This window comes from Klebsiella sp. 2-CIP_Kleb., assembly GCF_050378715.1.
Classification (GTDB): domain Bacteria; phylum Pseudomonadota; class Gammaproteobacteria; order Enterobacterales; family Enterobacteriaceae; genus Klebsiella; species Klebsiella quasipneumoniae.
The window spans coordinates 1-17,770 of record NZ_JBNRLG010000009.1 but is presented as its reverse complement, the minus strand read 5'-3'; the positions used below and the strand labels follow the sequence as shown (position 1 = coordinate 17,770).

Here is a 17,770-nt window from a genome sequence, read left to right as displayed (position 1 = left end):
CGTGTGATGCAGGAATCAAAAAAAGAAACCCCGCCGGAGAGGCGGGGTTTTACGAACAGCAAGAAGAATGAATTACTCTTCTTTTGCACCGCGCATTGCGCGTTTACGGTCGTTCTCGGTCAGGTGACGTTTACGGATACGGATAGAGGTCGGAGTGACTTCTACCAGTTCGTCGTCATCGATGAACTCCAGAGCCTGCTCCAGGGTCATCTTAACCGGCGGAACCAGAACCGTGGCTTCGTCAGTACCGGACGCACGCATGTTGGTCAGTTTTTTACCGGTCAGGCAGTTTACCGTCAGGTCGTTAGAACGGCTGTGAATACCGATGATCTGGCCTTCGTAAACTTCCGCACCGTGACCGAGGAACAACTTACCGCGATCCTGCAGGCCGAACAGCGCGAACGCTACCGCTTTACCCTGACCGTTGGAGATCAGCACGCCGTTGTTACGCTGGCCCACTTCGCCCGGACGAACGTCGTCGTAGTGGCTGAAGGTAGAGTACAGCAGACCGGTACCGGAGGTCATGGTCATGAACTCTGAACGGAAGCCGATCAGACCGCGGCTTGGGATCACGTAGTCGAGACGTACGCGGCCTTTTCCGTCCGGATTCATGTTTTTCAGGTCGCCTTTACGCTCGCCCAGCGCCTGCATAACAGAACCCTGGTGCTGCTCTTCGACGTCCAGCGTCACGTTCTCGAACGGCTCTTGTTTACGGCCATCGATTTCACGGAAGATAACTTTCGGACGGGAAACCGCCATCTCGAAACCTTCGCGACGCATGTTTTCAATCAGAACGGACAGATGCAGTTCACCACGGCCGGAAACGCGGAACGCATCAGCGTCTTCGGTTTCTTCAACGCGCAGCGCCACGTTGTGCACCAGCTCTTTGTTCAGGCGGTCCAGAATCTGGCGAGAGGTAACGAACTTACCTTCTTTACCGCAGAACGGAGAGGTGTTGACGTTGAAGAACATGGAAACGGTCGGCTCATCAACGGACAGGGCCGGCAGCGCTTCGACATTCTGCGGGTCGCAGATGGTGTCGGAGATGTTCAGCTCGCCCAGACCGGTGATCGCGATGATGTCGCCAGCTTCAGCTACGTCGCTCTCGATACGCTCAAGCCCCAGGTGAGTCAGCACTTTACCGACTTTACCGTTACGGGTTTTGCCTTCGCTATCGATGATAGTGACCTGCTGGTTCGGCTTCACTTTACCGCGTTTGATGCGGCCGATGCCGATGACGCCAACGTAGTTGTTGTAGTCCAGCTGGGAGATCTGCATCTGCAGCGGACCGTCAAGGTCAACGTCCGGCGCCGGCACGCGATCGACAATCGCCTGGTACAGCGGGGTCATGTCGTCAGCCATGTCTTCGTGGTCCAGACCCGCGATACCGTTCAGCGCGGACGCGTAAACGATCGGGAAGTCCAGCTGTTCGTCGGTCGCGTCGAGGTTAACGAACAGGTCGAACACCTGATCGACAACCCAGTCCGGACGCGCGCCCGGGCGGTCAACTTTGTTGATGACCACGATCGGCTTCAGACCGTGGGCAAAAGCTTTTTTGGTCACGAAGCGCGTTTGCGGCATCGGGCCATCAAAGGCATCTACCACCAGCAGCACAGAGTCAACCATGGACATAACACGCTCAACTTCACCTCCGAAGTCGGCGTGCCCAGGGGTATCAACGATGTTGATACGGTAATCATTCCATTTGATTGCGGTGTTTTTCGCGAGGATGGTAATCCCACGCTCTTTCTCCAAATCGTTGGAGTCCATCACACGTTCTTGTGCTTCAGTACGTGCGTCGAACGTACCGGATTGCTGTAGCAGCTTGTCAACCAGGGTAGTTTTACCATGGTCAACGTGCGCGATGATGGCGATATTACGCAGATTTTCGATCACAACTTTGCCTCAGGCATTAGAAATAGCGCGTTATTGTACACGTATTAAGCGAAGGACTGAACAGGATCACAAACATCCTCCGCAAACAAGTATTGCAGAGTTTCTTTGTGACCGCTTTCACGGAGCGATAAAAGGGCACCGTAACAAAAATTGCACCAAAATGGTGCTCAATGTTCACACTGAGGCACTATTTTGGTGCATTATCTCCATCATGGTGCAGTCCTTTTGCACTATGGTGCGCATGATACAGCGTTTTATGGGGCATTTAAAAGTTGGCACAGATTTCGCTTTATATTTTTTAAGGCAACAACGCCACTTTTAAGCAGTATGAAGTTTTCGTTACCACGACGACAATGACCAATCCGGGAGAGTTTAAGTATGTCCGCTGAACACGTTTTGACGATGCTGAACGAGCACGAAGTGAAGTTTGTCGATCTGCGCTTCACCGATACCAAAGGTAAAGAACAGCACGTCACGATTCCGTCTCATCAGGTAAATGCCGAATTCTTCGAAGAAGGCAAAATGTTTGATGGCTCCTCGATTGGTGGCTGGAAAGGTATCAACGAATCTGACATGGTCCTGATGCCGGACGCTTCCACCGCGGTCATTGACCCGTTCTACGAAGAACCGACCCTGATCATCCGCTGCGATATCCTCGAGCCAGGCACCCTGCAGGGTTATGACCGTGACCCGCGCTCCATCGCGAAACGCGCTGAAGAGTACCTGCGCGCTACCGGCATCGCTGACACCGTCCTGTTCGGGCCAGAACCAGAATTCTTCCTGTTCGACGACATCCGTTTCGGCGCCTCTATCTCCGGCTCCCATGTCGCGATCGATGATATCGAAGGTGCGTGGAACTCCTCCACCAAATACGAAGGCGGTAACAAAGGTCACCGTCCGGGCGTGAAAGGGGGTTACTTCCCGGTTCCGCCAGTAGACTCTTCTCAGGATATCCGCTCCACCATGTGTATGATCATGGAAGAGATGGGCCTGGTTGTTGAAGCTCACCACCACGAAGTGGCTACCGCAGGTCAGAACGAAGTGGCAACCCGCTTCAACACCATGACCAAAAAAGCGGACGAAATTCAGATTTACAAATACGTTGTTCACAACGTCGCTCACCGCTTTGGTAAAACCGCGACCTTTATGCCGAAACCAATGTTCGGCGACAACGGCTCCGGCATGCACTGCCATATGTCTCTGGCGAAAAACGGGACTAACTTGTTCTCCGGCGACAAATACGCAGGTCTGTCTGAGCAGGCGCTGTTCTACATCGGCGGCGTAATCAAACACGCTAAAGCCATCAACGCCCTGGCGAACCCGACCACCAACTCCTACAAGCGTCTGGTCCCGGGTTACGAAGCGCCGGTTATGCTGGCTTACTCTGCCCGTAACCGCTCTGCCTCCATCCGTATTCCGGTGGTGACCTCTCCGAAAGCGCGTCGTATCGAAGTGCGCTTCCCGGACCCGGCTGCTAACCCGTACCTGTGCTTTGCGGCGCTGCTGATGGCTGGCCTCGATGGTATCAAGAACAAAATCCATCCGGGCGAAGCAATGGACAAAAACCTGTACGACCTGCCGCCGGAAGAAGCGAAAGAGATCCCGCAGGTTGCCGGTTCTCTGGAAGAAGCCCTGCAGGCCCTGGATGCTGACCGCGAGTTCCTGACGGCTGGCGGCGTATTCACCAATGACGCTATCGATGCTTACATCGCCCTGCGTATGGAAGAGAACGACCGCGTACGCATGACTCCGCATCCGGTTGAGTTCGAACTGTACTACAGCGTCTAATTTTGCTGTAAATCCAGGGTATGTCGTGTTGTGGCGCGGGATGCCCGGGATATTTTGTTGCCGTGGAAACTTTCAGCCCATCTCAGGATGGGCTTTTTTCTCCACCAACACGCTGATCTCGCGAGCTTTTTACCGATAAAAAGCTATACTGCACTAAATTGGTGCACTCTTTTTCAGGAGACTGTCGAATGGCAACAGGCACACTGCCCGATGCTGGGCAGATCCTCAACTCTCTTATCAACAGTATCTTACTGGTCGATGATGACCTGGCGGTGCACTTTGCCAACCCTGCGGCGCAGCAGTTGCTGGCGCAGAGTTCGCGCAAGCTGTTTGGCACCCCGTTACCTGAGCTGTTGAGCTATTTCTCATTAAATATTGGGCTGATGCAGGAGAGTCTGCAGGCGGGCCAGGGTTTTACCGATAACGAAGTGACGCTGGTTATCGATGGCCGCTCGCATATCCTGTCGCTGACCGCCCAGCGGCTGCCGGAAGGCTTTATTCTGCTGGAAATGGCGCCGATGGATAACCAGCGCCGCCTGAGCCAGGAGCAACTGCAGCACGCGCAGCAGGTCGCCGCCCGCGATCTGGTCCGCGGCCTGGCGCACGAGATAAAAAACCCGTTAGGCGGCCTGCGCGGCGCGGCACAGCTGCTCAGCAAAGCCCTGCCCGACCCGGCGCTAACGGAATATACCAAAGTGATCATCGAGCAGGCCGACCGGCTGAGAAATCTGGTCGATCGCCTGCTCGGCCCACAGCATCCGGGCATGCACGTTACCGAAAGCATCCACAAGGTCGCCGAACGGGTAGTGAAACTGGTCTCGATGGAGTTGCCGGACAACGTGAAGTTGATCCGTGATTACGACCCCAGCCTGCCGGAGCTCCCCCACGACCCGGATCAAATTGAACAGGTGTTGCTGAACATCGTCCGTAATGCGCTGCAGGCGCTGGGGCCGGAAGGGGGCGAAATTGTTCTCCGCACCCGGACCGCTTTCCAGCTGACGCTGCACGGGGTGCGTTATCGCCTCGCCGCCCGTATTGACGTCGAAGATAATGGCCCGGGTATTCCGCCCCAGCTCCAGGATACGTTGTTTTATCCGATGGTCAGCGGCCGCGAAGGCGGTACTGGCCTGGGCTTATCTATCGCCCGCAGCCTTATCGATCAGCACTCCGGCAAAATTGAATTCACCAGCTGGCCGGGTCATACCGAATTTTCGGTATACCTGCCTATTCGGAAGTAGAGGTGTTTATGCAACGAGGGATAGCCTGGATCGTTGATGACGATAGCTCCATCCGCTGGGTGCTTGAACGCGCGCTCACCGGAGCCGGCTTGAGCTGCACAACGTTCGAAAGCGGCAATGAGGTGCTAGATGCCCTCACCACCAAAACCCCGGATGTACTGCTGTCAGATATCCGTATGCCGGGAATGGATGGTCTGGCGCTGCTCAAACAGATTAAGCAGCGTCATCCGATGCTTCCGGTCATCATAATGACCGCGCATTCCGATCTGGACGCCGCGGTCAGCGCTTATCAGCAGGGCGCGTTTGATTATCTGCCCAAACCTTTTGATATCGATGAAGCTGTCGCCCTCGTCGACCGGGCGATTAGCCACTATCAGGAGCAGCAGCAGCCGCGAAATGCGCCGATAAGCAGCCCCACCGCCGATATCATTGGCGAGGCGCCGGCCATGCAGGATGTCTTTCGCATTATTGGCCGTCTGTCGCGCTCATCCATCAGCGTGCTGATCAATGGCGAATCCGGTACCGGTAAAGAGCTTGTCGCTCATGCCCTGCATCGCCATAGCCCGCGCTCAAAAGCGCCGTTTATCGCGCTGAATATGGCGGCGATCCCCAAGGACCTGATTGAGTCCGAGCTGTTCGGCCATGAAAAAGGGGCCTTTACCGGCGCCAATACCGTCCGTCAGGGTCGCTTTGAACAGGCTGACGGCGGCACGCTGTTCCTGGATGAAATTGGCGATATGCCGCTGGATGTCCAGACTCGTCTGCTGCGCGTTCTGGCGGATGGCCAGTTTTATCGCGTGGGCGGCTACGCGCCGGTGAAGGTCGATGTGCGGATCATCGCCGCCACCCATCAGAATCTGGAGCAGCGGGTGCAGGAGGGGAAATTCCGTGAAGATTTATTCCACCGCCTGAACGTGATCCGGGTGCATTTGCCGCCGCTGCGCGAGCGTCGGGAAGATATTCCACGTCTGGCCCGCCATTTTCTGCAGATTGCCGCCCGCGAGCTAGGTGTTGAAGCCAAACAGCTGCATCCGGAAACGGAGACAGCGCTGACCCGCCTGGCGTGGCCGGGCAACGTTCGCCAGCTGGAAAACACCTGTCGCTGGCTCACCGTCATGGCCGCCGGCCAGGAGGTGCTGACGCAGGATCTGCCGAGCGAACTGTTTGAGACCACCATTCCTGATAGCCCGACGCAGATGCAGCCAGACAGCTGGGCGACGCTGTTGGGTCAGTGGGCCGATCGGGCGCTGCGTTCCGGTCATCAAAACTTGCTTTCAGAAGCGCAACCCGAAATGGAACGCACGCTGCTGACGACCGCCCTGCGTCATACTCAGGGACATAAACAGGAGGCTGCGCGCCTGCTGGGATGGGGTCGTAATACCCTGACGCGTAAGCTAAAAGAGTTGGGTATGGAGTAGGGTTAAACGGCGTGATGAAAAATAGCCGATCAGCGCAAAGTGCTGCTATTTTGTACTTTACTGTTCCGATGAGTTGAGTATGATCGTGCCCGGCATTAGGGGAGAGCATCATGTTTGAATCACTGGTGAGTATGATATCGAGCGGCGCCGCTGCGAGTCACACACCACAAACGGCAGTCGCTGCCGTTCTGTGCGCTGCGCTGGTCGGGCTGTTCAGCTAATTGTTCCCCCTCTCCTGCGGGAGAGGGGGAAAACATTAAATCACCCTTGAGAACTGCTGCATCCGAGCCTTTTGCCGCAGATAGGCATCAAAGCACATACAGATGTTGCGGATCAGCAGGCGGCCTTTCGCCGTTACCTGGATAGCCTTACTCTCCACCACCACCAGCCCGTCATGCGCCAGCGGCGCCAGCAGTTTCAGGTCCTCAGCAAAATAAGACTGAAAATCCACGGCCCACTGCGCTTCGACTGCATCAATATCCAGACGGAAGTTACAGATCAACGCCTTAATTACGTCGCGACGCAGACAGTCGTCCCGGGTTAACGCGATCCCGCGCCACAGGGCGTTCCCTTGCTCTGCCACCTGCTGGTAGTACTGCTTTAGCTCTTTTTGGTTCTGGGCGTAGCTGTCGCCAATCATGCTGATCGCGGACACGCCCATCCCCAGCAAATCGGTATCGCCCTGAGTGGTGTAGCCCTGGAAATTGCGATGCAGTACGCCGTGACGTTGCGCGACCGCTAATTCATCATCAGGACGCGCGAAGTGGTCCATGCCGATGAACTGATAGCCTGCCGCCGTCAGCGAGCCGATGGTCTCCTGGAGGATCTCCAGCTTCTGTTCAGCGGAGGGCAGATCGGCATCTTTAATTTTGCGCTGTGCGGCAAAGAGCGTGGGCAGATGCGCGTAGTTAAACACGCTCAGGCGGTCAGGATTGAGCTCGGCGACCTTTTGCAGGGTAAAGGCAAAGCTCTCCGGCGTTTGTTTCGGCAGGCCGTAGATGAGGTCGATATTGGTCGAAGTAAATCCAATCTCCCGCGCATGACGGAGCAAATCAAAGATGAACGCTTCGTCCTGTTCGCGGTTAACCAGACGCTGAACCTCTTTATTAAAGTCCTGCACGCCCATACTCAGGCGGTTGAATCCCTCAGCGCGTAAATGATCGAGGACATCCAGCTCGATTTCACGCGGATCGACCTCGATGGAGATCTCGGCTTCGGCGCTGAAATGAAAATGGGTACGCAACAGATCCATCAGGCGACTGATTTGCGCCTTGTTGAGATAGGTCGGCGTGCCGCCTCCCCAATGCAGTTGCTTAACCTGACGGTTGGCAAACAGCGGCGCACGGTGGATGATCTCCTGTTCAAGGAGATCGAGATACTGATCGGCCTTATGCTGCTGGCGGGTGACGATCTTATTGCAGCCGCAGAAATAACACAGCTTATGGCAAAACGGGATATGCACGTACAGCGACAGGGGACGCTGTGGGTAACGGGCCACAGCGGCATCGAATTCCCCCGTGCCGAATTGTGGTGAAAACTCCAGCGCGGTGGGATACGAGGTATAGCGCGGCCCGGAATAGTTATATTTCTGGATCAGGGCCAGATCCCAGTCGATTATCTGCTCAGACATGCTCACTCCTTCCGATGGTGCCGCCGACGGGTACGCCGTCCCGGCCCCACCGCACCGCGGGTCATGAGCCGGTTGCGCAGCCATTTCTGACGCCGCGACAACCGTCGTAGTTTAACGAATAACCACAGCAGATAACATATAACCAGAAGGGTTATAAGCAGTACCGGGAATCCGATGGGATGCAAATGTTAGTTTCCACCCTTCAGCAGACGCATCATATCTTCCTGACGCTCTTCCTCTTCTTCATCTTCGTCATCGTAAGAGAGGCCGAGCTGCTGCATCAGCTCATCAATGCGATCCAGTTTGGCATCCACCCAGCTCTGCTCTTCAGCATTCAGGGTACCGCCCTCTTCCAGACGTTCCAGCAGCGCGTCCAGGCGCTCATCATTCTCCAGCAACTCCAGCTCAGCCTGCGGTGAAAGCATAGGTTTCTCGCTCTTTGGTTTATGCTGCTTGGGAGCTGGAGCGCTGCTTTCGCTCACGCCCAGCGGGATGGGTTTTTTGCTGCCCACGCGTGGATCTTGCGCCTGGCGCTGTTTTTTACCTGCTGAAGCCGCATCGCCGCCGTTCGCGCGACTTCCTGCCGCGTGGCCACGATGTTTCTTCTGCCGTTTGCGATCGCGAGCTTCCTGATTTAACTCTTCACGCGACTTGCGGCCGGATTTGCCACGGGTGGCGGATGTCGGTTTTTTCATGGTGTGTAATCTTCAGACAGTATTATTCAGTATAGAATTGAGGCGGAATCTAGCAGAAAGCAAGCAAAGAAAAAAGGCGACAGATTACTCTGTCGCCTTTTTCCTCACTGACCACCCTTAACGGGCTCTTCTTTCCCTGTTCGCTAACGACTTACCCTGTCTTTCCCTTAGCGTCCAACGGTCCCTGTCTCTTCCTTTTCCCTTTGAAACGTTTCCAAAACGCGCGTCATCCTGACAATCCTGTGGTCTTCGCCTCCTGGCGCTTCCTGACCCCTCGTCCTGAGTCCTCATCCTTTTCAGCATCCCCGCCGTTGTGTATTACTTTACCCTGTTGACAAAAATCGACAACCAGTCTGGCCGTTAAAATTCCACTTTTCAGATTTCTCTATTCTTGTAATCTATTTATTTTCAGTAGGTTATACTTTATTAGTCTTATTTTTCTCAGGCATGTCCTATACGAAGAATAGCCAATGTCTCACAAAGTGCATGGTTTTTACTTACAGAACCGGCGTGCGGTAAAAACAGCCTTTTTCTGCTGTTCAGGTATAATCCCTGCCATAGCCTGTTTTAACGGAGACGACCGTCTTGACCAACTGGAATTATCAACTGACGCACTTTGTCACTAGCGCGCCAGATATCCGCCATCTTCCTGCCGATACCGGTATTGAAGTGGCATTCGCCGGCCGCTCCAATGCGGGAAAATCCAGCGCGCTGAATACGCTGACCAACCAGAAAAGCCTGGCGCGGACCTCCAAAACTCCCGGACGTACACAGCTGATTAACCTGTTCGAAGTCGCCGAAGGCAAACGCCTGGTCGACCTTCCCGGCTACGGTTATGCGCAAGTCCCGGAAGAGATGAAGATCAAGTGGCAGCGCGCGCTGGGAGAATACCTGGAAAAACGCCTGTGCCTGAAGGGCCTGGTGGTCCTGATGGACATTCGCCACCCGCTTAAGGATCTCGATCAGCAGATGATCCAATGGGCGGTAGAAAGCGATATTCAGGTGCTGGTGCTGCTGACCAAAGCCGATAAGCTCGCCAGCGGCGCGCGTAAAGCGCAAGTGAATATGGTGCGTGAAGCAGTCCTGGCCTTCAATGGCGATGTTCAGGTTGAACCCTTCTCTTCGCTGAAAAAATCTGGCGTGGATAAGCTGCGACAGAAGCTGGATAGCTGGTTTAACGAAATCCCGCCGCAGGAAGCAGAGAGCACCGTAGACGAGTAATCGTCACCAACAGCCGGATAAGAGCGTGCCGCGCCTTGTCCGGGTTCCTCTCCAGCGTCAAGCACAAGCGTGTCCTTCTTTTTGCCACTTTTCTTTCGCGCAATAAAAAACGCCCCGGTCATAAATGACCGGGGCGGCTAAAATATTCAGCCAAATCCGATTACGTGAAGTAAAAGGTCTGAAAGATAGAACATCTTACCTCTGTACCCTACGCGAATAACTTTACTCTTCTTTCGCTCACGGATAAAGCATTTTTTGTAGTTTTTTTTCACTATTTACATAGCAAATTCAAATGATCCTCACAAAACTCTATAAGTTATGTTGCTTACTTACAGAAAATCGCGTTGTGCTTTGTATACTTAGTGCGCTTGATCCCAGTTTTCTCCGCTGCCCACTTCCACCAGCAACGGTACCGCCAGCGTAGTGCTGTTCTCCATCAGTTCGTGGATCTTTTTCGATACGGCATCGAGCTCATCCTTATGCACTTCAAAGACCAGTTCATCGTGAACCTGCATGATCATTCGCACGCGAGGTTTCTCGCTCCGCAGCCATTCATCAACGGCAATCATCGCCCGCTTGATGATATCCGCAGCCGTCCCCTGCATCGGGGCGTTAATCGCCGCACGTTCCGCACCGGCACGACGAGCGCCATTGCTGGACTTGATATCCGGCAAATAGAGTCGACGGCCATCCAGCGTTTCAACATACCCTTGCTCCTTCGCCTGTGCGCGGGTGCGCTCCATATACTCCAGGACGCCCGGATAACGCTCGAAATAAAGATCCATGTACTTCTGCGCTTCTTTACGCGGGATGTTCAGCTGGCGGGCCAGGCCAAAGGCGCTCATGCCATAGATCAGACCGAAGTTGATAGCTTTAGCACTGCGCCGCTGTTCGCTGCTGACGCTGTCCAGCGGTAAGCCAAACACTTCAGCCGCCGTCGCCCGGTGAATATCCTTCCCTTCCGCGAAGGCGGTCAGCAGGCCTTTATCCCGCGACAGGTGCGCCATAATGCGCAGCTCGATTTGCGAGTAGTCCGCCGAGACAATAACGTAATCTTCTGGCGCGATAAACGCCTGGCGAATACGGCGCCCTTCTTCGTTACGCACCGGAATGTTTTGCAGGTTTGGATCGGTAGACGACAAACGGCCGGTGGCGGTAACCGCCTGATGATAGGAGGTATGTACGCGGCCCGTTTTGGGATTAATCATCAGCGGCAGCTTATCGGTATAGGTCGACTTCAGCTTCGCCAACCCACGGTACTCCAGAATCACTTTCGGCAACGGATAATCGAGCGCCAGCTCTTCCAGTACCTCTTCAGAGGTGGACGGCGCACCGCCCGGCGTCTTCTTCAGCGGCTTGATACCCTGTTTTTCAAACAGGATCGTTTGCAGCTGTTTGGTGGAGGAGAGATTAAACGCTTCCCCGGCGATCTCATGCGCCCGCTGCTCCAGCTCAACCAGGCGCTGGGCTATTTCCTGCGAGTGCGCATGCAGCACGGCGGGGTCGATTTTAACGCCATTGCGCTCAACGCGTGACAGCACCGGCACCAGCGGCATTTCAATGTGCTGGAAGATATTCAGCGGACCTTCATGCTGCTGCAGCTTCGGCCACATTTTCAGATGCAACTGGAGCGTGACGTCGGCGTCTTCCGCCGCGTAGCGACCCGCCTCTTCCAGCGCAATCTGGTTAAAGGTGAGCTGATTCTTACCCTTGCCAGCGATCTCTTCGAAGGTAATCGTTTTATGCTTCAGCCAGCGGTCGGAAAGACTGTCCATATCATGGCGGCCCGCCACGCTGTCGAGAATGTAAGATTCCAGCATGGTATCGAACGCAATCCCGCGCAGCTCAATGTCGTAATTAGCCAAAATGCCGCGATCGTATTTGAGATTTTGCCCAACCTTGAGCAGCTTCTCATCCTCCAGCAGCGGTTTAAGCAGCGCCAGCACGCGCTCGCGCGGGATCTGATCCGGCGCATCAAGGTAATCATGCGCTACCGGGACATAGGCGGCCACGCCCGGCTCAACAGCGAATGAAAGGCCGACCATGTTGGCGGAGATGTTATCCAGGCTGTCGGTTTCCGTATCAAAGGCAAAGAGCGGCGCTTGCTTCAGCTTATCGATCCAGGTGAGCAGCGTAGCCTCATCAAGGATGGTGACATAGTGCTCTGCTGAAAGTGCAGTAGCGGCCTCAACCTCTGCTTCCGCTTCTGCCGCTGCTGCAGGCACTGCAGGTTTCGCAGCCGGTTTGCCCCCCTTCGCCTGCAGCCATTTTCCGGCTTCAACGTCGGTGGTCCAGCGCTTAAACTCATACTGTCTGAACAGCGCCAGCAGATCGTCTGCCGCCGGCGGCTGCACCTCCAGCTCTTCGCAAGTGAGCTCCAGCTCGACGTCGGTTTTGATGGTCGCCAGCTGATAAGAGAGATAAGCCACCTCCTTGTTCTGCTCCAGCTTCGCCGCCATCGTTTTCGCGCCGCGGAAGCTCAGTTCAGCGATCTTCTCCGGTTCCGCATACAGCGTATCGAGGCCGCCGAGGCCTTGCAGCAGCGCCTGGGCGGTCTTTTCGCCCACGCCCGGCACGCCAGGAATGTTATCTGAGGAGTCGCCCATCAGCGCCAGGAAATCAATAATCAGCTCTGGCGGGACGCCGTACTTGGTAACCACCTCATCCGGCCCGAGGATAGTGTTGGTCATGGTATTGATCAGGGTGATCCCCGGCGTCACCAGCTGGGCCATGTCTTTATCGCCGGTACTGATCAGCACCGGACGTCCTGCCCTTTCCGCTTCCCGCGCCAGGGTGCCAATCACATCGTCAGCTTCGACACCCGGGACCGCCATCAGCGGCAGCCCCATCGCTTTCACCATCTTATGCAACGGCTCAATCTGCGCGCGCAGATCGTCCGGCATCGGCGGGCGGTGAGATTTGTAATGTTCGAACAATTCATCACGGAAGGTTTTCCCTTTCGCATCAAAGACCACGACGGCATGAGTCGGTTGATACTGCAGAATCAAACTGCGCAGCATATTCAGTACGCCGTACATAGCCCCGGTGGGCTCCCCTGCGCTGTTAGTCAGCGGCGGAAACGCATGATACGCCCGATAAAGATAGGAGGAGCCGTCAACGAGGATGAGAGGGTTTTCTGGGATCTGAACCATAATTTCCGTGCCTGTTTATCAGATTATGGATAAAGGATGCCACAGACGGGCATGAAATCCTGAATTTTTCCCGCATTTCGCGGAAAAGATTCAACGATCGTCGCGATCGCGCGACAACTTAGCTTGTGGATAACTTTGTGCATAGTTTTACAACGTCAGCTTATCCGCCCCTGAAAATAAATGAATAAATAGTATTAGCCATTATTTATCAATAACTTAAAAGAAGATCAACGATCCTGGCATGAATTTGATGACCTAATCTTCCATGTGGATAGAAGATCCTTGTTTTTTTCTGTTCTGGTAAGACCCGTCATTTGCCGCGTTTTCTGGTAAAATCAGCCTCTTGCGCAGCTTAAAGGCGCTCTTTGTCAGCCTAACTTTCTGAATAAACTAACTATGTCGAGATTACTCGCTGCGATAACACTTCCGCTGAGTATCGCCTTAACCATCTTAGTCACCGTTATCTGCTCTGTACCGATCATCGTCGCCGGGCTGATTAAACTGCTGGTCCCCATTCCAGCGGTATGGCGCTCTATATCCGTTTTTTGCAATTTTATGATGTACTGCTGGTGCGAGGGGCTGGCGCTGCTGTTGCATCTCAATCCCTGGCTAAAATGGGACGTCCAGGGTCTGGAAGGCCTGAACAAAAAGAACTGGTATCTGCTGATCAGCAACCACCACAGCTGGGCAGATATCGTGGTGCTATGCGTGCTGTTCCGCAAGCATATTCCGATGAATAAGTACTTCCTTAAACAACAGCTGGCGTGGGTACCGTTCATAGGCCTCGCCTGCTGGGCGCTGGATATGCCTTTTATGCGCCGCTATTCGCGCAGCTATCTTATTCGTCACCCGGAACGCCGCGGTAAAGATGTCGAAACCACCCGCCGTTCATGTGAGAAATTCCGCTCGCACCCAACGACAATCGTCAATTTTGTGGAAGGCTCGCGTTTTACCGACGCAAAAAAGCGCGAGACGCGCTCTCCTTACCACAACCTGTTACCACCGAAAGCGGCGGGTATTGCCATGGCGCTCAATGTTCTCGGCTCGCAGTTCGATAAACTGCTGAACGTTACGCTGTGCTACCCGGAAAATCATGCAAGGCCGTTTTACGACATGCTAAGTGGCCGACTGACGCGCATTGTGGTTCGTATCAATCTGGTACCGATTGGCGAAGAGCTACACGGCGATTACGTCAACGATAAGAACTTTAAGCGTGGTTTCCAGCGCTGGCTGAATGGGCTATGGGAAGAGAAAGACCGTCAGTTAACTGACATCATGCGGGACAAAGCAAGGAAGTCACGGCAAAGTAGATAAAAAAACGCCGGTCAGTGACCGGCGTTTTTTTTATTTCTTCTCAACCAGCTGCTTCACGGTATCCGCATACTGAGCGACGAAGACATCCATATTGCTGGTGTCCATCCCCTGCGGGTTCAGCTGGTACTTACCATTGACGTACATAGCCGGTACCCCCTGCAGCTGCAGATCGGCTGCCGCTTTCTCCTGCTGAGCGACCAGAGATTTCACCACGAAGCTGTTCCATGCGGCATCGTAGTCTTCCCCTTTCACGCCAGCGTCGACGAACACTTTACGAATGTCAGCCAGGCTCTGTACGGTCTGGTTTTTCTGCACCGCTTCGAACATCGGCGCCGTAATTTTATCTTCAACGCCCAGCGCGATGGCCACAGCCCATGCCTGCGTCAGCTCCTTGCCCAGCGGCCCCAGGAACTCGACATGGTATTTGGTCATTTTGGTGCCTTCTGGCAGTTTCTGGCGCACGCTGTCAGAGACATGCAGCACTTCTTCAAACTGATAGCAGTGCGGGCAGTAGAATGAGAAGAATTCGAGCACCTGCGGCTCGCCAGCAACCGGCTTATCAAGGGTGATGTACTGCTTGCCGTCGGTGATCTGGGCAGCGGATGCACTAAAAGCCAGAATCATACCAGCCAGCGCCAGCCAAACTTTTTTCATGATTTACTCTCTCCTGGATATATCACATTAATACATTGGCGTTAACTGAAGCGGGGGTTCCTGTAGAACCTTCACCTGCTCGAGAAAAGTAGACGTCTGCCCTCGCCAGTAATCCTCCCCGGTTAACCAGGGAAAATTAACCGGAAATGCCGGATCGTCCCAGCGTCTGAGCAACCACGCCAGATAATAAACCAGTCGCATGGCGCGTAAAGGTTCAATAAGCGCGATTTCATCGCTGTTAAAGGGGCTGAATTCCTCATAGGCCTCAACGATGGTCTCCAGCTGCATACGCTGTTCAGCCTTATCGCCGTTGAGCAGCATCCACAGATCCTGAATCGCCGGGCCGGTTCGCGCATCGTCTAAATCGACAAACAGCGGCCCATCGCGCCAGAGGATATTGCCTGCATGACAGTCACCATGCAGGCGCAAAGTAGTCCCGCCACCGTGCCATTGCGTCATGACGGCAGCGATGAGTTTATCGGTCGCCTTCAGGAAATCGGCCTTCAGGCCTGAGGGGATAAGCGTCGACTGTTCAAATACCTGGCGTGGTTCCAGCAGATATTCCTGCACGCCAATCTCCGGACGCGCAGAAAAGCGCTGTTTGCGCCCGGTCTGGTGCAGGCGCCCCAGATAACGGCCAACCCACTCCATCTGATCAAGGTTATCCGCCTCGAACTGTCGGCCGCCAAGGCTTGGGAAAACGGCAAAATAAAACCCCTGGTGCTGATGAAGCGTACTGTCGTTAAATAACAGCGGCGCCGCAACGGGCACTTCATCTTCTACAAGCTGAAGCGCAAACTGGTGTTCTTCAAGGATTTGTGCTGCCGACCAGCGCTCAGGACGATAGAACTTCACCACATAACGATGACGCTCTTCGTCCTGGAACTGATAAACGCGGTTCTCATAGCTGTTCAGCGGGGTAAGACCGGAATCCACCCGCATACCCAGATCGAATAACCCATCGATAATGGTATCCGGGCGAAGCGTCTGAAAAGTAAAAGCCTTATCGTGCATCCTGACATCCGATAATCGTACGAATAGTTCAGGATATCATCTCATTGCGCTTTACGCGGCAGCGCTTACAACCTTTTACTCTTTTATTACGCCGCGGGCGCGCAGCAGCGCGGTTTTAAAGTCTTCTTCATAATCCTTCTGAATACCCGGGATGACAGCATCTTTTGAAGAATCACGCATCTTCAGGTGATAGATCAGAATATCGTCGGAAAGATCGCTCAGTTCGCCATCATAGCCAGCCTCTTTCGCCAGTTTCTGCAAAAATTGCATCAGGTTCAGTTCTGGCTCTTTCTGCCAGGCGGGCTGGAGGAGTTCAATTACTTCATTCAGACGTTTACATTTCATGGTCATGCTCCTTACTCTTGATAGGGACAAGTTAACAGGGTCAATCCCACAATGAAAGAGGCGATATTCATATGCAAAGCGAGGCGATAACCGGCGTCGTGCTGGCGGGCGGCAGGGCCACGCGAATGGGCGGCATTGATAAAGGATTACAGTTGCTCAATGGACGTCCTCTCTGGCGACACGTCGCGGAAGCATTAGCTCCGCAGGTAGATGAGTTAGTCATTAGCGCCAATCGTCATCTTGAACAGTGGCGTGCCAGCGGATATCCGGTCTTTCGAGACATACAGGAGGGTTTTCAGGGGCCGCTGGCCGGAATGCTTGCTGTGATGCAGCAGGTCGCGAGCCCATGGTTTGTTTTTTGCCCCTGCGACACGCCGTTCATTCCGTCCTTTTTGGTGGAGCGCTTTATCCAGCAAAAAGGCGCTGCACCGGTGGTTTGGGCCCATGACGGCGAACGGGATCATCCCGCCGTTGCATTAGTTCATCGTCAAATCATTCCGGAACTGGAGGCTTATCTGGCACATGGAGAGCGCAGGGTGATGGTTTTTATGCGACAAATGGGTGGGCGCCCGGTGAATTTCAGCGATGTGAAAACTGCTTTCATTAATGTAAATACGCTCGAAGATTTGCAGCAGATGCAGGAGCCATCATGATCCCATTACTGGCGATCGCCGCATGGAGCGGTACCGGAAAAACAACATTATTAAAGCGTCTTATCCCTGAGCTTTGCGCTCTAGGATTAAGCCCGGGACTGATAAAGCACACCCATCATGATATGGACGTGGATAAGCCGGGCAAAGATAGCTATGAACTGCGTAAGGCGGGCGCTGCGCAAACTATTGTCGCCAGCGAACAGCGGTGGGCATTGATGACCGAGACGCCAGAGAAGCCGGAATTAGATCTCACGTGGCTGGTTAGTCGAATGGATGCCAGCAGACTGGATCTGGTTTTGGTCGAGGGTTTCAAGCATGAAGCAGTGCCTAAGATCCTGCTTTTTCGGCAAAACAGCGGCCATTGTGTGGAAGAGTTAACGACTGATGAGCATACGATCGCCGTGGCCAGCGATGTATCGATCGCGACCTCACTTCCGCTGCTGGATTTAAATAATATTCCGCAGATTGCGTCATTTATTGTCGGCTGGTTAGCGAGGCAGTAGCAGGTATTCAGGCGATTTTTTTCCCAAAGGCGGTGCTACGCCCCTGGCCGGGCGACCGGGGCGTAGCCCCATGTCGGATCAGTAGCCCCGGTAAGCGCAGCGCCACCGGGGGGGCATGCCGGCACCCTTCCCGGATGGCACAAACGCAAAAAAGCTCAGCCTTCCGACTGAGCTTTCTGCTTTATTTGATGCCTGGCAGTTCCCTACTCTCACATGGGGAGACCCCACACTACCATCGGCGCTACGGCG

At 54.3% G+C, this 17,770-nt stretch carries 15 protein-coding genes; 8 read left to right on the top strand and 7 right to left on the bottom strand.

The genetic code is table 11. The features are described 5' to 3' along the window. Positions 1-72: 72 nt before the first annotated feature. Positions 73-1,896, bottom strand: coding sequence for a ribosome-dependent GTPase TypA (gene typA, locus ACQUTP_RS22950; protein WP_002882755.1), 1,824 nt, complete (start codon positions 1,894-1,896; stop codon positions 73-75). A 378-nt stretch (positions 1,897-2,274) separates the two neighbouring features. Between typA and glnA the strand changes: the two genes are divergently transcribed. The 4 genes from glnA to ACQUTP_RS22930 all read left to right on the top strand — a co-directional run bounded on the left by glnA (position 2,275) and on the right by ACQUTP_RS22930 (position 6,561). Next, the gene (gene glnA / locus ACQUTP_RS22945) at positions 2,275-3,684 is read left to right on the top strand and encodes a glutamate--ammonia ligase (protein ID WP_002882753.1); all 1,410 of its coding nucleotides are present in this window, start codon (positions 2,275-2,277) and stop codon (positions 3,682-3,684) included. A 188-nt stretch (positions 3,685-3,872) separates the two neighbouring features. Next, positions 3,873-4,922: a nitrogen regulation protein NR(II) gene (gene glnL / locus ACQUTP_RS22940; protein ID WP_004203621.1), complete on the top strand. Its 1,050-nt coding sequence runs from the start codon at positions 3,873-3,875 to the stop codon at positions 4,920-4,922. Between the two features lie 8 nt (positions 4,923-4,930). Next, a complete protein-coding gene (glnG, locus tag ACQUTP_RS22935) occupies positions 4,931-6,340 on the top strand; it encodes a nitrogen regulation protein NR(I) (protein WP_002882749.1) in 1,410 nt (469 codons plus the stop codon). Between the two features lie 110 nt (positions 6,341-6,450). Beyond that, positions 6,451-6,561 carry a YshB family small membrane protein gene (locus tag ACQUTP_RS22930; RefSeq protein WP_004152951.1) on the top strand — a complete coding sequence of 37 codons (111 nt, stop codon included), beginning with the start codon at positions 6,451-6,453 and terminating at the stop codon, positions 6,559-6,561. 35 nt (positions 6,562-6,596) lie between these two features. Here the strand turns inward: ACQUTP_RS22930 and hemN are convergent, their stop codons facing one another. Next, a complete protein-coding gene (gene hemN, locus ACQUTP_RS22925; RefSeq protein ID WP_080848114.1) occupies positions 6,597-7,970 on the bottom strand; it encodes an oxygen-independent coproporphyrinogen III oxidase in 1,374 nt (457 codons plus the stop codon). Positions 7,971-8,158: 188 nt separating this feature from the next. Beyond that, positions 8,159-8,665, bottom strand: coding sequence for a Der GTPase-activating protein YihI (gene yihI, locus ACQUTP_RS22920; protein WP_002882743.1), 507 nt, complete (start codon positions 8,663-8,665; stop codon positions 8,159-8,161). A 585-nt stretch (positions 8,666-9,250) separates the two neighbouring features. Here yihI and yihA point away from each other — a divergent pair. After that, complete coding sequence (gene yihA, locus ACQUTP_RS22915; protein WP_017899842.1) at positions 9,251-9,886, top strand: ribosome biogenesis GTP-binding protein YihA/YsxC; 636 nt, start codon at positions 9,251-9,253, stop codon at positions 9,884-9,886. Positions 9,887-10,245: 359 nt separating this feature from the next. Here the strand turns inward: yihA and polA are convergent, their stop codons facing one another. Further along, complete coding sequence (gene polA, locus ACQUTP_RS22910) at positions 10,246-13,038, bottom strand: DNA polymerase I (RefSeq protein WP_004203617.1); 2,793 nt, start codon at positions 13,036-13,038, stop codon at positions 10,246-10,248. A gap of 396 nt (positions 13,039-13,434) precedes the next feature. Between polA and ACQUTP_RS22905 the strand changes: the two genes are divergently transcribed. Then, positions 13,435-14,352, top strand: coding sequence for an acyltransferase (locus ACQUTP_RS22905; protein WP_017899843.1), 918 nt, complete (start codon positions 13,435-13,437; stop codon positions 14,350-14,352). A gap of 30 nt (positions 14,353-14,382) precedes the next feature. Here the strand turns inward: ACQUTP_RS22905 and dsbA are convergent, their stop codons facing one another. From dsbA to ACQUTP_RS22890, 3 genes are all read right to left on the bottom strand, one after another. Then, entirely contained in the window at positions 14,383-15,006 is a 624-nt protein-coding gene (dsbA, locus tag ACQUTP_RS22900) for a thiol:disulfide interchange protein DsbA (RefSeq protein ID WP_004203613.1), read from the bottom strand. A gap of 27 nt (positions 15,007-15,033) precedes the next feature. Further along, positions 15,034-16,020, bottom strand: a complete 987-nt coding sequence (locus ACQUTP_RS22895) for a serine/threonine protein kinase (protein WP_004203612.1) — start codon at positions 16,018-16,020, stop codon at positions 15,034-15,036. 75 nt (positions 16,021-16,095) lie between these two features. Further along, complete coding sequence (locus ACQUTP_RS22890; protein ID WP_002882612.1) at positions 16,096-16,365, bottom strand: YihD family protein; 270 nt, start codon at positions 16,363-16,365, stop codon at positions 16,096-16,098. Positions 16,366-16,436: 71 nt separating this feature from the next. On the opposite strand from ACQUTP_RS22890, the gene mobA reads away from it, so the two are divergent. Both mobA and mobB read left to right on the top strand, forming a co-directional pair. Further along, complete coding sequence (gene mobA, locus ACQUTP_RS22885) at positions 16,437-17,018, top strand: molybdenum cofactor guanylyltransferase MobA (RefSeq protein ID WP_080848115.1); 582 nt, start codon at positions 16,437-16,439, stop codon at positions 17,016-17,018. Further along, entirely contained in the window at positions 17,015-17,521 is a 507-nt protein-coding gene (gene mobB / locus ACQUTP_RS22880) for a molybdopterin-guanine dinucleotide biosynthesis protein MobB (RefSeq protein ID WP_080848117.1), read from the top strand. The genes mobA and mobB overlap by 4 nt, the downstream gene beginning before the upstream one ends. The last annotated feature ends 249 nt before the right edge of the window (positions 17,522-17,770 follow it).

Coding starts and splice junctions, on each gene's coding strand:
- glnA (WP_002882753.1), top strand. CDS start 2,275: ATGTCCGCTGAACACGTTTTGACGATGCTGAACGAGCACGAAGTGAAG.
- glnL (WP_004203621.1), top strand. CDS start 3,873: ATGGCAACAGGCACACTGCCCGATGCTGGGCAGATCCTCAACTCTCTT.
- glnG (WP_002882749.1), top strand. CDS start 4,931: ATGCAACGAGGGATAGCCTGGATCGTTGATGACGATAGCTCCATCCGC.
- ACQUTP_RS22930 (WP_004152951.1), top strand. CDS start 6,451: ATGTTTGAATCACTGGTGAGTATGATATCGAGCGGCGCCGCTGCGAGT.
- hemN (WP_080848114.1), bottom strand. CDS start 7,970: ATGTCTGAGCAGATAATCGACTGGGATCTGGCCCTGATCCAGAAATAT.
- yihI (WP_002882743.1), bottom strand. CDS start 8,665: ATGAAAAAACCGACATCCGCCACCCGTGGCAAATCCGGCCGCAAGTCG.
- polA (WP_004203617.1), bottom strand. CDS start 13,038: ATGGTTCAGATCCCAGAAAACCCTCTCATCCTCGTTGACGGCTCCTCC.
- ACQUTP_RS22905 (WP_017899843.1), top strand. CDS start 13,435: ATGTCGAGATTACTCGCTGCGATAACACTTCCGCTGAGTATCGCCTTA.
- dsbA (WP_004203613.1), bottom strand. CDS start 15,006: ATGAAAAAAGTTTGGCTGGCGCTGGCTGGTATGATTCTGGCTTTTAGT.
- ACQUTP_RS22895 (WP_004203612.1), bottom strand. CDS start 16,020: ATGCACGATAAGGCTTTTACTTTTCAGACGCTTCGCCCGGATACCATT.
- ACQUTP_RS22890 (WP_002882612.1), bottom strand. CDS start 16,365: ATGAAATGTAAACGTCTGAATGAAGTAATTGAACTCCTCCAGCCCGCC.
- mobA (WP_080848115.1), top strand. CDS start 16,437: ATGCAAAGCGAGGCGATAACCGGCGTCGTGCTGGCGGGCGGCAGGGCC.
- mobB (WP_080848117.1), top strand. CDS start 17,015: ATGATCCCATTACTGGCGATCGCCGCATGGAGCGGTACCGGAAAAACA.